Source organism: Streptomyces sp. NPDC031340, from assembly GCF_055569945.1.
Map to the genome: position 1 here is coordinate 19170 of NZ_JBVIIE010000035.1, position 14637 is coordinate 33806.

The following is a 14637-nucleotide window of genomic DNA, read 5'->3' on the forward strand; positions in this document are numbered from 1 at the left end:
GTCAGCCGTTGTACGGCTCGGCCTTCAGGATCGTCACCGAGGCCTTCTTGCCGTTGGGCAGCTCGTACTCCGCGTCCTCGCCGACCTTGTGGCCGATCACGCCGGAGCCCAGCGGGGACTGCGGCGAGTAGGTCTCGATGTCCGAGCTGGCGTACTCACGGGAGGCGAGCAGGAAGGTCAGCGTGTCGTCCTCGTCGCCGTCGAAGGCGATCGTCACGACCATGCCCGGCGCGACGGCGCCGTCCGCCGAGACCGGAGCCTCGCCGACCTTGGCGTTCTCCAGGAGCTGGGTCAGCTGGCGCACACGGAGCTCCTGCTTGCCCTGCTCCTCCTTGGCCGCGTGGTACCCGCCGTTCTCACGCAGGTCGCCCTCTTCGCGCGCGGCTGCGATCTTGGCGGCGATCTCCGTGCGCGCGGGACCAGTAAGGTACTCAAGCTCGTCCTTGAGCTTGTTGTACGCCTCCTGAGTCAGCCAGGTGACGTTCTCGCTGGTCTGGGTCACAGGTGCTCCTCGTAGGTACTGGGAAGACAAAGCATCGCCCTACCCAGAAGAATGTTCCTTCACAGATGGGCGAAACCACGAGCCTAACAATTCACGGACCGAAGGGGGAGGACATAAGCCACCAGAATCACGTCGGCCCAGGTCAGCCCGCCGGTATTCGGTGAGAGGCCCGGTGGTTTCAGTCGCTGTGACAGCCGAGCAGCTCGGCCGTCGAGCCCCGGGACGTGGTACGCAGCGTGACGACCTTGTCGATCCGCGTGGCGTGCCCGTCGAAGCGGAAGTCGGCCCGGCCCACCTCGGCGCCGTCCGCGGACTGCGACCTCAGGGTGCAGTAGCCGCTCGCGTCGGCGTCCTTGCGGACCTCCAGGTGCACCTTCACCGCGTTCTGCCCGGTGTCGAAGGTGATCACCTCGGCGCTGATCTTGCTCTGCCCGACGTAGTGATAGGCGAAGTAGCCGATCAGCGCGAGCAGCAGGGCGCCGAACACCACACCGGCGACCTTGAGCGTCCGGTCGGCACGCTCGTCCGAGGAACGGCCGTAACGGCCCTCCGGCAGTCGCGTACTCGCCGTACTCATGATCGTCCTCTCGGCAGGGTCGGGACTCATGTCCCGAAAGGGGCTCCCGAAGCCGTACCCCGGAATTATCCGCCCCCCGATTCGGTCACTATAGAAGCCTCCCGCACGCCACCCGACCGCCGCCCCTCTACGACGTCCGTCCGGGACGGCACCGTTGGACCGCGCCTCACCGGGCGCCGACTTACCGAGGATTGAGTCTTGACTGACCAACTGCGACTGATGGCCGTCCACGCCCACCCCGACGACGAGTCGAGCAAGGGCGCGGCCACCATGGCGAAGTACGTGTCCGAGGGGGTGGACGTGCTGGTGGTGACCTGCACGGGCGGGGAACGCGGCTCCATCCTCAATCCGAAGCTCCAGGACGACAAGTACGTCGAGGAGAACATCCACGAGGTACGCAGGAAGGAGATGGACGAGGCCCGGGAGATCCTCGGCGTGCGGCAGGAATGGCTCGGCTTCGTCGACTCCGGCCTGCCCGAGGGCGACCCGCTGCCGCCGCTGCCGGAGGGCTGCTTCGCCCTGGAGGACGTCGACAAGGCGGCCGGCGAACTGGTGAAGAAGATCCGCGCCTTCCGCCCCCAGGTGATCACCACCTACGACGAGAACGGCGGCTACCCGCACCCCGACCACATCATGACCCACAAGATCTCGATGGTGGCGTTCGAGGGCACGGCGGACCGCGAGAAGTACCCGGAGGCCGAGTACGGCGAGGCGTACCAGCCGCTGAAGCTCTACTACAACCAGGGCTTCAACCGCCCCCGCACCGAGGCGCTGCACAACGCGATGCTCGAACGCGGCCTGGAGTCGCCCTACGGGGAGTGGCTGAAGCGGTGGAAGGAGTTCGAGCGCAAGGAGCGCACGCTGACCACGCACATCCCGTGCGCCGACTTCTTCGAGATCCGCGACAAGGCCCTGCTCGCGCACGCCACGCAGATCGACCCCGACGGCGGCTGGTTCCGGGTGCCGATGGAGATCCAGAAGGCGGTCTGGCCGACGGAGGAGTACGAGCTGGCGAAGTCGCTCGTCGACACCTCCCTCCCCGAGGACGACCTGTTTGCGGGCATCCGCGACAATGCCTGATATGAGCGCAAGCGTGAGCCTGGCAATGACGCACCTCGTCCCCCTCGCCAAGGAGGTGGACGAGAACAAGGTCACCCCCGGCGTCCTCGGCTTCATCGTCTTCGCGGCGATGGCACTGGCGGTGTGGGGCCTGATGAAGTCCATGAACCGCCACATGGGCAAGGTCAAGTTCAAGGACCCGTCCGACCCGGACGCCGACGCGGACACCACCACCACCGCCGACCCGAAGGCACACCGCAGCTGACGGCCCCGGGCCGGCTGGGTGGTTCAGCGGGCCGGAGGGCGTCGTCGGTCAGGGGGTGGGCGGAACCGCCACCCCCATCACCTCCCGTGCGTGGCGGCTCGGCACCATGCCCAGCCGCCACGCCTGCCAGCCCGCGTCCAGGTTCACGCCCCGCTCCAGCAGCAGCCGGTAGGCGTCGACGTACTCGTCGAGCTTCTCGTCGCGCAGCCGGTGGCCCGTGCGGGACAGCTCGGCGAGTTCCTCCTGCGCGACCGCCGCACCGACCTCCACCCCGCCCGGCGCCGCGTACGGAAGCAGCGTGCAGCGCAGGAAACGGGCCCAGTCCTCCCCGCGCCGGTCACCGTACGAGGCGAACAGCCCGGTCGCCTCGTCGCACAGGCCCAGCGCCTGCTGCGTCCGCGCGTTGCCCGCGTCCACCACCGCCAGCTCCAGACACGTCCACGCCTCGCCGTGCGCCACACCGATGCGCTGGAAGTCGGCACGCGCGTCCACCAGGAGCTGACGGGCGAAACCCGAGTTGCGCAACGACCCCGTCTGCGCCGCGCGCAGGTCACGGGTCACCCGCGCCGAGTGGTGCCGGGCGCAGGCCAGCCCGTACACGTCCCGCATCCGGGAGAACATCGTGCGCGAGCGCTCCAGCTCGCGCACGGCCAGGTCCAGGTTCCCGGTCTCCTCCAGCGCCTGGCCCAGGTAGTACACCGTCCACGCCTCGCCGCGCGCGTCCTCGTTCTCCCGGTGGCGGGCCGCCGCACCGCGCAGCCCGTCCACCGCGGGCGACGGGTCGCCGGCCACCAGCCGGGCGCGGGCCAGCTGGGTCATCGCCCACGCCTCGCCGCGGGCGTCGCGGGTGCGGCCGTACCGGTCGAGGGCCGCGCGCAGCTCCGCCTCCGCGCGCGGCACGTCGCCCCGGCGCAGGGAGAGCTGGCCGAGCTGGAAGTGCGCCCAGGCCTCGCCGTGCACGGACTCGCCCGCGCCGTGCAGGACCAGGGACTCGGTGAGCAGCTCCAGCGCCTCCGCCAGCCGGCCGCGGTCGCGCTCCACCGCCGCCAGCGCGTGCATCGTCCACGCACGGTCCGTCGCCAGCTCGGGCGGCGCCTGCAGCTCCAGCGCCTCGCGCAGCTTCGCCGCGGCCTCGGTGAGGTTGCCCTGGTGATGGAACGTGATGCCGAGCGAACACAGGGCACGGGCGGCACCCGCGTCGTGGTGGGCGTCCCGGTACAGGTCGACCACCGACGCCAGCGTGGTGCGCGCCTTGTCCAGCTCGCCCAGCTGGCGGGCCGCGATACCGGTGCGCCACTGCACCGAGCGGACCAGCAGACCCTGGTCCACCTCCTGCGCCAGCTCGCTGATCTCACCCAGGCGGTACAGGTCGCCGCGCAGCAGGCAGTAGTCGCACAGCGCCCCGAGCAGGTTCAGCACCGCCCCCTGGTCCACGCCCTCCGTGTGCCGCAGGGTGGCCGTGATGAAGCTCGACTCGTCGTCCAGCCAGCGCAGCGCCTCGTCCAGGGACGTGAAGCCGTGCGGGCTGAAACGGTCGGAGCGGGTCGACATGTGGCCGTCGACCAGGCGCAGCACCGAGTCCGCGAGCTCGGCGTAGTTCACGATCAGGCGCTCCTGGGCCGCCGTGCGCTCGGCCGGGTCCTCCTCGTCCATGAGGCGGGCCTGCGCGAAGCCGCGCACCAGGTCGTGCAGGCGGTAACGGTTGCCGCGCACATGGTCGATCAGGCCCGCGCGGGAGAGCGCGGTCAGCCGGCGGGTCGCCTCCGCCTCGTCCGTCGCGAGCAGGGCGGCCGCCGCGGCCGCGCCCAGCGAGGCGCGGCCCGCCAGGGCGAGCCGGCGCAGCAGACGGCGCGCCGGCTCGGACTGATCGGTGTACGCCAGCCACAGCACCCGCTCGACCGGCGCGACCGGACCGTACGCGGCCAGGTCCGTCGCGAGCCGGCGCGGTGAGCGCGGGCCCAGCGTCGAGCCCGCGACGCGCAGCGCCAGCGGCAGCCCGCCGCACAACTCCCGGATCCGGTCGGCGGACTCGGCGTCGTACGGCCCGGAGCTGTCCTGCGCCGCCGCGCCCAGCAGCTCCTCGGCGCCGGCCGCGTCCAGCGCCCGCACCGGCAGCTGGTGCACCCGGGCGGGCAGACCGGCGGGCAGCTCCAGCGGCTGCCGAGCGGTTACCAGGACCAGGCTGTCGGAACGCTCCGGGACGAGCAGGCCGACCTGCTCCGGATCGGCGGCGTCGTCCAGGACGACCGTGACCGGCACGCCCGTCAGATGCTGCTGGTACAGCTCGCTGAGCCGCTTGACCTGCTGGTCGGCCGAGGAACGCTCGCGGAACAGCAACTGCTCGCGGGGCGCGCCGAGCCGGTTGAGCAGGTGCAGCAGGGCGTCGCGGGTCGGCAGCGGTGGCTCCCCGGGGCTGCCGCCGCGCAGGTCCACCACGCACGCGCCGCGGAAGTAGTCCTTCAGGTCGTGCGCGGCGCGCACCGCGAGCGCCGTACGGCCGCTGCCGGGCTCGCCGTGCAGCACCACGACCGTCGGCCGGGTCTCGGTGCTCGCCCGCGAGGCCTGCACCCACTGCCGGATCCGCGCCGTCTCCGGCCGGCGGCCGGCGAACGGCCCCGCCGCCTCCGGAAGTTGGCCGAAGGACTGGGCGAGCACGCTGCGGCCGCGGGCCGCCGCGCTCTTGTCCGCGCCCCGCAGTTGCGGACCCGTCTTCTTCGGGCCGGTCGAGGCGGCGAGCACGCGCTGCTGGTCGAGGAAGGGACGGATGCCCCGCACCTCCAGAGCGGTCAGCCACTGCAGCCGCAGCTGCTCCGGCCCGCCCGGCTGACTCACGGCGCCGGCGCGGTGGTGCGCGGCGGGCAGATGGGAGCCGGCCACCTTCACGACGGTCGCCGCCGCGCCCGCCACGCCGACGGTGGCGCCCGCGCCGAGGGCCGTCCCCGTGCCGGTGCCGAGGGCCAGGTCGGCCGCGCAGGCGGCCAGCGCGGCGACCGCGGCCACCAGCAGCGGGGTCCCCGAAGCCTCTCTGGCGTATCTCTGCGCGAAGGTGAGCCGGCCGGCCTCCGCCTCGTCCAGCGCGCGGGTGTACGCCTCGTACTCCTCGGCGGCCGTCTGCGCCATCGCGTCCAGCCCCCCGCGCGCCCGCGACAGCAGCACGCCCCCGTCGACCCGTCCGCCCGAGCGCCGCACCTCCTCCTCCACGGCCCGGGCCAGCAGCCGCTCGGCCTCCGCCCGATGACTGTCCCGCATGTCCCGTCCCCCCTCCGGCGGTAACTCCCTTACGTACGAGTGTCCTTCGGGCCGAGCGGGAGCGCGAGAGGGCGATCACTCACAGGAGGGAGCTCACCGGAGGGACCTCACAGGAGGGAGCTCGCCGGAGGGGGCGGCGCGCCGCGGTCGCTTCCGCGTGACGCCCGGGCCCGTGGGAGAGTGGAACGGTGAACCGACTGGCCCATGAGACGTCCCCGTACCTGCTTCAGCACGCCGACAACCCCGTCGACTGGTGGCCCTGGTCGGCCGAGGCGTTCGAGGAGGCGCGCAGGCGAGGCGTACCGGTGCTGCTCAGCGTCGGCTATTCGAGTTGCCACTGGTGCCATGTACTCGCCAGGGAGAGCTTCGAGGACGAGGCGGTCGCCGCCTTCATGAACGAGCACTTCGTCAGCGTCAAGGTGGACCGCGAGGAGCGGCCCGATGTGGACGCCGTCTACATGGAGGCCGTGCAGGCCGCCACCGGGCAGGGCGGCTGGCCCATGACGGTGTTCCTCACGCCGGACGCCGAGCCCTTCTACTTCGGCACGTACTTCCCGCCCGAGCCCCGGCACGGCATGCCGTCGTTCCGGCAGGTGCTGGAGGGGGTGCGGGCCGCCTGGGCGGACCGGCCGGGGGAGGTGGCGGAGGTCGCCGGGAAGATCGTGCGCGACCTGGCCGGCCGGGAGATCGGCTTCGGCGGTTCGCAGGCGCCCGGCGAGGCGGAGATCGCGCAGGCGCTGCTCGGCCTGACCCGCGAGTACGACGCGCGACGCGGCGGGTTCGGGGGCGCGCCGAAGTTCCCGCCGTCCATGGTGCTGGAGTTCCTGTTGCGCCACCACGCCCGCACGGGTGCCGAGGGCGCCCTGCAGATGGCCGTGGACACCTGCGAGCGGATGGCGCGCGGCGGGATCTACGACCAGCTCGGGGGCGGTTTCGCGCGTTACGCCGTGGACCGTGACTGGGTGGTCCCGCACTTCGAGAAGATGCTGTACGACAACGCGCTGCTGTGCCGGGTCTACACCCACCTGTGGCGCGCCACCGGCTCCGGCCTGGCCCGCCGGGTCGCCCTGGAGACGGCCGACTTCATGGTGCGCGAACTGCGCACGGCCGAGGGCGGGTTCGCCTCCGCGCTGGACGCCGACAGCGACGACGGCAGCGGCCGGCACGTCGAGGGCGCGTACTACGTGTGGGATCCGCGGCAGTTGCGGGAGGTGCTCGGCGACGACGCCGAACTCGCCGCGCAGTACTTCGGGGTGACCGAGGAGGGCAACTTCGAGCACGGCCGTTCGGTGCTGCGGCTGCCGCAGCAGGAGGGGGTGTTCGACGCGGAGAGGGTGGAGTCCGTCCGCGGCCGGCTGCTCGCCGCCCGCGCGTCCCGGCCCGCTCCGGGCCGGGACGACAAGGTCGTCGCCGCCTGGAACGGTCTCGCCATCGCCGCGCTCGCCGAGACCGGCGCCTGCTTCGACCGTCCGGACCTGGTGGAGGCCGCGGCCGGCGCCGCGGATCTCCTCGTCCGGCTGCACCTGGACGAGCACGCGCGGCTGACGCGCACCAGCAAGGACGGGCGGGCCGGCGCCAACGCGGGGGTCCTGGAGGACTACGCCGACGTCGCCGAGGGCTTCCTCGCGCTGGCGTCCGTCACCGGCGAGGGCGTCTGGCTGGATTTCGCCGGGCTGCTGCTCGACCATGTCCTCGCCCGCTTCGTGGACGCCGGTTCGGGCGCGCTGTACGACACGGCGGACGACGCGGAGCAGTTGATCCGCCGGCCGCAGGACCCGACCGACAACGCCACGCCGTCCGGCTGGACCGCGGCCGCGGGCGCCCTGCTGAGCTATACCGCCCACACGGGTTCCGAACCTCACCGCACGGCGGCGGAGCGGGCGTTGGGGGTGGTGAAGGCGCTCGGGCCGCGGGTGCCCCGGTTCATCGGCTGGGGGCTGGCCGTCGCCGAGGCGTGGCTCGACGGGCCGCGCGAGGTCGCGGTCGTCGGTCCGTCCCTGGACGACGAGGCGACGCGGGCCCTGCACCGTACGGCGCTCCTGGGCACCGCCCCGGGCGCGGTCGTCGCGGTCGGGACGGTGGACGGTGACGAGTTCCCGCTGCTCGAAGCGCGCCCGCTGATCGACGGAGGGGCCGCCGCCTACGTCTGCCGCAACTTCACCTGCGATGCCCCGACGACCGACCCGGAGCGGCTGCGCACCGCGCTGAACAGCTGAAAGAGCCCAGAACGCGGTACCGCGACGCAACCGATGTTCGAATTGTTCACTCTGCGGACCCGTTGTGACGAAACGCGCTCTTCACTGAAAGGCCCTGCGCGCTTCACAGTTCCCCCCTAATCTCTGCACAGTGGCGGGAGAAGGGCAACCCCCTTTCGCGCCAGGGGGCTTCGGGGGTCTGGGGGGATCTTTTGCTTACGTCGTTACTCATCGCTGCCGTTTCGCTTGCCCTGTTCTGGATGGCGGCGTTCACCCTGTGGTGGCAGATGCACGCGTGGCGCACGCCCGAGGTGCTCGCCTCCACCCGCTTCAGCAGACCCGACGGGGACGAGCATGTCTCGTTCTCGCTGCTGCTTCCGGCGCGGCACGAGCAGGCCGTGCTGGACCACACGATCCAGCGGCTGCTGGAGTCCACGCACACCGACTTCGAGATCATCGTGATCGTCGGGCATGACGATCCGGAGACCACGGCCGTCGCCGAGCGGGCGGCCGGGCGCGACCCGCGGGTGCGGGTCGTCGTCGACACCCACGAGAAGAAGAACAAGCCGAAGGCCATGAACACGGCGCTGCCGCACTGCCGCGGCGACGTCGTCGGGGTGTTCGACGCCGAGGACCAGGTCCATCCGGAGCTGCTCGCGCACGTCGACCACGCCTTCCGCACCACCGGGGCGGACGTCGTCCAGGGCGGCGTCCAGCTGATCAACTTCCACTCCAGCTGGTACAGCCTGCGCAACTGCCTGGAGTACTTCTTCTGGTTCCGCTCCCGCCTCCACCTGCACGCGCAGAAGGGGTTCATCCCGCTCGGCGGCAACACCGTCTTCGTGCGGACCGGCGTGCTCCGGGAGGCCGGCGGCTGGGACCCCGACTGCCTCGCCGAGGACTGCGACCTGGGCGTGCGTCTGTCCAGCGTCGGCAAGAAGGTCGTCGTCGCCTACGACTCCGACATGGTCACCCGGGAGGAGACCCCGGACACCCTGATGTCGCTGCTGAAGCAGCGCACCCGCTGGAACCAGGGCTTCCTCCAGGTGTACCGGAAGAAGGACTGGAAGCAGCTCCCCGGCTTCGGGCAGCGGCTGCTCGCCCGGTACACGCTCATGACGCCGTTCCTGCAGGCGTTCTCCGGTGTGGTCATCCCGCTCAACGCGGCCGTCGCGCTGTTCCTCGACGTGCCCGTCGGAATCGCCTTCCTGACCTTCCTGCCCCTGGTCACCGCGGCGGTCACGTTCGTCTTCGAGGTCGTCGGACTGCACGACTTCGGCAGGCAGTACGGGCTGCGCGTCCGCTTCGTCCACTACGCCAAGCTCGTGGTGGGCGGCCCGTTCTACCAGGTCCTCCTCGCCGGGGCCGCGATCCGCGCCGTCTGGCGTGAGCAACGCGGCCGGAACGACTGGGAGTTGACGACCCATGTCGGCGCCCATCTCGCCGGAGCCGAAGTGACCCGCGACCTCCGAGAGGACGTCCCCGCGTGACCTCCACCCTTCCCGCGGTGACCGCCGTCCAGGTCGCCGCGCAGCGTCGGCCTGCGCCCGAAACCGGCCCGGCCGGCCGGACGAGCCCGCCGCGGCGGCTGCGCTCCTCCCGGCCCGACCTCCTGCTGTGCGGCGCGCTCCTGGTCGCGATCCTCGTCGTGCAGGGCTGGAACATCGCCGCCTACCCGACCCTCAGCGACGACGAGGGCACCTACCTCGCCCAGGCCTGGGCGGTCCAGCAGGGCCGGGGCCTCGCCCACTACACCTACTGGTACGACCACCCGCCGCTGGGCTGGATCCAGATCGCCCTGCTGACCTGGATCCCGTCGCTGGTCAGCCCCGGCGCGATGACCGTCGCCGGCATGCGCGCCGCGATGCTGGTGATCAGCGCGGTCAGCGCAGTCCTCGTCTACGTCCTGGCCCGCCGCCTGTCGCTGCCGCGCTGGGCCGCCGGGCTGGCGATGGCGCTGTTCGGGCTCTCGCCGCTGTCGGTGGTCCTGCAGCGGGAGATCTTCCTCGACAACATCGCGGTGATGTGGACGCTGCTGGCGTTCGCCCTCGCCGCCTCCCCCAGCCGCCACCTGTGGCACCACTTCGGCGCGGGACTGGCGGCCGCCACGGCCGTCCTCACCAAGGAGACGATGCTCCTCGTCCTGCCGGCCGTGCTGCTGACCATGTGGCGGCACAGCCACCGCGACACCCGTAAGTTCGCCCTCACCGGCGCCGTCACGGCCTGCGCGCTGATCGGTTTCTCCTACCCCCTCTTCGCCCTCCTCAAGGGCGAGCTGATCCCCGGCGACGGGCACGTCTCGCTGCTCGGCGGCCTCGAGTACCAGATGACCAGGCCCGGTTCGGGCTTCATCCTGGACCCGGGCTCCGGCTCGTACGGCGTGCTGCACTCGTGGCTGTACTACGACCGCGTGCTGATCGTCGGCGGCCTCGCCGGAGCCCTGCTGCTCCTGGTCACCTGGCGATGGTCGGTCACCGCCCGTGCCCTGGCCGGACCGTCGCTCGCGGTGGCGGTCCTGGCCCTGGTCGCCATGCGCCCGAACGGCTACCTGCCCGCGATGTACGTCATCCAGGCCCTGCCCTTCCTCGCCCTGGTGCTCGCCGGGGGCGCGGCCTCCGTCGCCCACGCCGTACTGCGCAGGCGTCGTTCGGCGGGCGAGAGCCGGTACCTCACCGGCGGCCGGTACGCGCTCGCCGCCGTCCTCGCCGTCGCCGCCGGCGCCTATGTGGTGCCGCGCTGGTACGACGGCGACCGCACCGCCGTCACCACCGACGCCAACGCCCCCTACCGGGCCGCCTCGCACTGGCTGGCCACCGAGGTCGAGGACCCCGAGGACACCCGCGTCCTCGTCGACGACGCGCTCTGGCTGGACCTCGTGCACCAGGGCTACCGGCCCGGGCTCGGCGTCATCTGGTTCTACAAGGCCGACCTCGACCCGGCCGTGACGAAGACGATGCCGCGCGGCTGGCGGGACCTCGACTACGTGGTCGCCTCCCCGACCGTGCGGCGCGACGCCGTCGACCTGCCCAACGTCAAGGCCGCCATCGAGCACTCGACGCCGGTCGCCACCTTCGGCACCGGGCCCGACCGCATCGAGATCCGGCAGATCCAGACGACCTCCGGAGGCGTCCGATGACCCCCGAGTACACCGCTCCCGGAGAGCTCCACGACCCCGCCGCGCGGGCCGTCGAGGTCCCCGAACCCGGCGCCGTCACCATCGTCGTACCGACGTTCAACGAGTCGGCGAACGTCCGTCAACTGCTGCACCAGATCGCCGAGTCGGTGCCGTCCAGGCTGCCCTGCGAGGTGGTCTTCGTCGACGACTCCACCGACGACACCCCCCGGGTCATCCGCGAGGCGGCGGAGGACTGCCCGTTCCCGGTCACCGTGCTGCACCGCGAGGAACCCGTCGGCGGGCTCGGCGGCGCCGTCGTGGAGGGCATGAAAGCGGCCGGGTCGGACTGGATCGTCGTCATGGACGGCGACTGCCAGCACCCGCCGTCCCTGGTGCCGGAACTGGTGGCCACCGGCGAGCGGGCGAACGCCGGCCTGGTGGTCGCCTCCCGCTACATCAAGGGCGGCAGCCGGGCCGGGCTGGCCGGCAGCTACCGGGTGGCCGTCTCGCGCGGCGCCACCTGGCTGACCAAGGCGCTCTTCCCGCGCAGGCTGCGCGGCATCAGCGACCCGATGAGCGGCTTCTTCGCCATCCGGCGCGGCGACATCGCCGCGGACGCCCTGAAGCCCCTCGGCTACAAGATCCTCCTCGAGCTGGCGGTCCGCAGCCGCCCGCGCGAGGTCACCGAGGTGCCGTTCGTCTTCCAGGACCGGTTCGCCGGGGAGTCGAAGTCGTCGGCGCGCGAGGGCCTGCGCTTCCTGCGCCACCTGGCCGGCCTGCGCACCGCCTCACCGGTCGCCCGGATGCTGGCGTTCGGCCTGATCGGGGCGAGCGGCTTCGTGCCGAACCTGTTCGGCCTGTGGGCCCTGACCCGTGCCGGGGTGCACTACGTGCCGGCCGAGATCCTCGCCAACCAGTTCGGCGTCGCCTGGAACTTCCTGCTCATCGAGCACCTGCTGTTCCGCGACCGCCGCCGCCACCGCAACCGCTGGGACCGCGTGGGCCGGTTCGCGCTGCTCGCCAACGCCGACCTGGTGCTGCGCATCCCGCTGATCGCGGTGCTCGTCCACCGGTTCGGTCTCGGCGCGCTGCCCGCCACCGCGCTCGCGCTGGTGACGACGTTCGTCCTGCGCTTCATGGGCACCGAAGCGCTGGTCTACCTCCCGCGCCGACCGCGCCGACCGCGCGGAGCGCGTGCCGGGAAGGACAGCAGCCGCACCGCAGCAAGGAGAGCCGTGTGAACAAGCGCCGAAGAAGGACCGCACTGGTCGGGGTGGGGGCCCTGACCGCCGGTCTGCTCCTGACCTCGCCCCAGTCCGCCCAGGCGGCCAACCTGGTGAAGAACCCCGGCTTCGAGACGGCCGGCACCGACGGGATGCCGTACTGCTGGGAGAAGTCCGGCTGGGGCGACAACGACTTCACGTTCGAGACCACGTCGGACGCGCACAGCGGCTCGGCGGCGATGAAGGTGTCGCTGACCCGCCGGGCCGACGGCGACCGCAAGGCGCTGATCACCGAGTCGGCGGACTGCGCGCCGGTGGTGACCGCGGGCAAGCAGTACGACCTCGGGCTCTGGTACAAGACGACCACGCCCGACGCCAACGTCACCCTCTTCCGGCACGACACCACCGCCGGCTGGCAGTACTGGACCGACCTCAAGACCCTGGAGATGCAGTCGGCCTGGACCCAGGCCACCGTCCGCACGCCCGAGATCCCGGCCGGCACCGACCGCATCACCTGGGGCGTGTCGGTCTACGGCACCGGCTCGGCGACCACCGACGACTACACCATGGAGCAGGTCCCCGACCCGCTCCCGCCGGCCACCTGCACCGCCACCGCCGAGGAGTGCGCCGACGGCCGCTGGGACGTGCTGCCGACGCAGAACCCGGTGCGCTCCATGCACTCCGTCGTGCTCAACAACGGCAAGGTGCTGCTGATCGCGGGCTCCGGCAACAGCGAGGAGAACTTCGACGCGGGCACCTTCACCTCGGCGGTCTACAACCCGGCCGACGGCAGCTACAAGATCATCCCCACCCCGAAGGACATGTTCTGCGCCGGGCACGTCCAGCTGCAGGACGGCCGGGTGCTGGTGATGAGCGGCAACAAGGCGTTCCCGGCGGCGGACGGCTCGCACGGCTACGAGGGCTTCAAGGACTCGTACGTCTTCGACCCGGCCACCGAGACCTACAGCAGGACCAATGACCTCAACGACGGCCACTGGTACCCGTCGGCGACCGAGCTCGGCAACGGCGACGTCATCTCCTTCGGCGGCCTGCGCGAGGACTCGACCGGCTCGGTGACCGCCGAGTACTGGTCCGACGCGCAGCAGAAGTGGCTGCCGCTGTGGCAGGTCAACCAGACCTGGTCGTACTGGGGCCTGTACCCGTCGATGATCCTCATGCAGGACGGCCGCCTGTTCTACTCGGGCAGCCACGTCTTCGGCAACAACATCCCGGGCACCGGAAGCGCGATCTACGACTACGGCGCCAACACCATCACGCAGGTCCCCGGTCTGCAGAACAAGGACCAGCGCGACCAGTCGGCGAGCGTGCTGCTGCCGCCCGCGCAGGACCAGAAGGTGCTCACCCTCGGCGGCGGCAACATCGACTCCAACCCGGACGCGAACCGGCTCACCGACGTCATCGACCTCAAGCAGGCCGACCCGTCCTACGTCGCCGGCCCGCCGATCCCGCAGGGCACGGTCGACCTCGGCGCGGGCAAGGTCGCCGAGACCGGCGGCCAGGGCAAGATGTACGTCTCCGCCGTGCTGCTGCCCGACGGCAAGGTGCTGGAGACCGGCGGCGCGCTGCACAACCGCGCGAACCCGGTCTACGAGTCCTCGCTCTACGACCCGCAGACGAACACCTTCGACCCGGTGACCGCCGACCCGGAGGCGCGCGGCTACCACTCGTCCGCGTTCCTGCTGCCCGACGGCCGCGTGATGACCACCGGCGACAACCCGGGCAACGGCACCTGGAACCACAACGTGTCGATCTACACGCCGCCCTACCTGCTCAAGGGCACCCGGCCGACGATCACTTCGGTGATCGACACCGAGTGGAACTACGGCGACACCCAGCGGATCACCGTCGACCGGCCCATCGCCAAGGCCGAGTTGATCCGCCCGGCCGCCGTCACCCACTCCTCCGACCCCAACCAGCGGTTCGTGGACCTGCCGCTGTCGGTGGACGGCAACAACGTCGACCTGAACGTGACGAGCAACCCCAACCTGGCCCCGCCCGGCTGGTACATGCTCTTCGCGGTCGACGCCAACGGGGTGCCCTCGGTGGCCAAGTGGGTGCACCTCCAGGGCCCGCAGGCCCTCGCCGCGAACGACGCCTCCGCGCACGTCCACTCCTTCGCCGACTCCCTGTCGGGCAAGGTCACCGGGCCCGGCAGGAAGCGCGCCTCGCAGAAGGTCAGCGCCTTCGTCGCGGGCTGCGACCGGCACTACGGCTCGGTCAACGTGTGTGTGCCGACGGCCTTCCCGCCCGGGGTGAGGAAGTCGGCGGCCGCGCGGTGCGAGTGGCTGAAGAAGAACGACTACGGCCGGCTGAAGCTCAACGGCCGCGACGACCCGCTCGGCCTGGACCGGAACAAGGACGGGACGGCCTGCGGGAAGGGCGACGTGAAGAAGAAGGGGTGACCCGGGACCGACCCCGGACCGGCCCTGGC

10 protein-coding genes are annotated in these 14637 nt (G+C 71.7%); 7 read left to right on the top strand and 3 right to left on the bottom strand.

The window, feature by feature from the left end; translation table 11 throughout:
- Position 1 precedes the first annotated feature (1 nt).
- Entirely contained in the window at positions 2-502 is a 501-nt protein-coding gene (gene greA, locus ACZ5GT_RS25690; protein ID WP_469030726.1) for a transcription elongation factor GreA, read from the bottom strand.
- Positions 503-680: 178 nt separating this feature from the next.
- On the bottom strand, positions 681-1079 hold the full coding sequence (locus ACZ5GT_RS25695) for a DUF4307 domain-containing protein (RefSeq protein ID WP_469030728.1): 399 nt from the start codon (positions 1077-1079) through the stop codon (positions 681-683).
- Between the two features lie 198 nt (positions 1080-1277).
- Here ACZ5GT_RS25695 and mca point away from each other — a divergent pair, with 198 nt between their 5' ends.
- Together mca and ACZ5GT_RS25705 are read left to right on the top strand one after the other, a co-directional pair.
- Entirely contained in the window at positions 1278-2159 is an 882-nt protein-coding gene (mca, locus tag ACZ5GT_RS25700) for a mycothiol conjugate amidase Mca (RefSeq protein WP_469030731.1), read from the top strand.
- Positions 2152-2403, top strand: coding sequence for a hypothetical protein (locus tag ACZ5GT_RS25705; RefSeq protein ID WP_469030733.1), 252 nt, complete (start codon positions 2152-2154; stop codon positions 2401-2403). The genes mca and ACZ5GT_RS25705 overlap by 8 nt, the downstream gene beginning before the upstream one ends.
- 48 nt (positions 2404-2451) lie before the next feature.
- Here the strand turns inward: ACZ5GT_RS25705 and ACZ5GT_RS25710 are convergent, their stop codons facing one another.
- Positions 2452-5652: a tetratricopeptide repeat protein gene (locus tag ACZ5GT_RS25710; RefSeq protein WP_469030736.1), complete on the bottom strand. Its 3201-nt coding sequence runs from the start codon at positions 5650-5652 to the stop codon at positions 2452-2454.
- A 188-nt stretch (positions 5653-5840) separates the two neighbouring features.
- Between ACZ5GT_RS25710 and ACZ5GT_RS25715 the strand changes: the two genes are divergently transcribed.
- From ACZ5GT_RS25715 to ACZ5GT_RS25735, 5 genes are all read left to right on the top strand, one after another.
- Positions 5841-7868, top strand: a complete 2028-nt coding sequence (locus tag ACZ5GT_RS25715) for a thioredoxin domain-containing protein (RefSeq protein ID WP_469030738.1) — start codon at positions 5841-5843, stop codon at positions 7866-7868.
- Positions 7869-8059: 191 nt separating this feature from the next.
- Complete coding sequence (locus ACZ5GT_RS25720; RefSeq protein WP_469030741.1) at positions 8060-9337, top strand: glycosyltransferase; 1278 nt, start codon at positions 8060-8062, stop codon at positions 9335-9337.
- Entirely contained in the window at positions 9334-10983 is a 1650-nt protein-coding gene (locus ACZ5GT_RS25725; RefSeq protein WP_469030744.1) for an ArnT family glycosyltransferase, read from the top strand. Before ACZ5GT_RS25720 ends, ACZ5GT_RS25725 begins: the two co-directional genes overlap by 4 nt.
- Complete coding sequence (locus ACZ5GT_RS25730; RefSeq protein WP_469030746.1) at positions 10980-12203, top strand: glycosyltransferase; 1224 nt, start codon at positions 10980-10982, stop codon at positions 12201-12203. The genes ACZ5GT_RS25725 and ACZ5GT_RS25730 overlap by 4 nt, the downstream gene beginning before the upstream one ends.
- The gene (locus tag ACZ5GT_RS25735; RefSeq protein WP_469030749.1) at positions 12200-14608 is read left to right on the top strand and encodes a galactose oxidase-like domain-containing protein; all 2409 of its coding nucleotides are present in this window, start codon (positions 12200-12202) and stop codon (positions 14606-14608) included. The genes ACZ5GT_RS25730 and ACZ5GT_RS25735 overlap by 4 nt, the downstream gene beginning before the upstream one ends.
- Positions 14609-14637: the final 29 nt, after the last annotated feature.

Bases quoted from the DNA above. Each gene is read 5' to 3' on its own strand.
- ACZ5GT_RS25695 (WP_469030728.1), bottom strand. From the start codon at position 1,079: ATGAGTACGGCGAGTACGCGACTGCCGGAGGGCCGTTACGGCCGTTCC.
- ACZ5GT_RS25705 (WP_469030733.1), top strand. From the start codon at position 2,152: ATGCCTGATATGAGCGCAAGCGTGAGCCTGGCAATGACGCACCTCGTC.
- ACZ5GT_RS25710 (WP_469030736.1), bottom strand. From the start codon at position 5,652: ATGCGGGACAGTCATCGGGCGGAGGCCGAGCGGCTGCTGGCCCGGGCC.
- ACZ5GT_RS25730 (WP_469030746.1), top strand. From the start codon at position 10,980: ATGACCCCCGAGTACACCGCTCCCGGAGAGCTCCACGACCCCGCCGCG.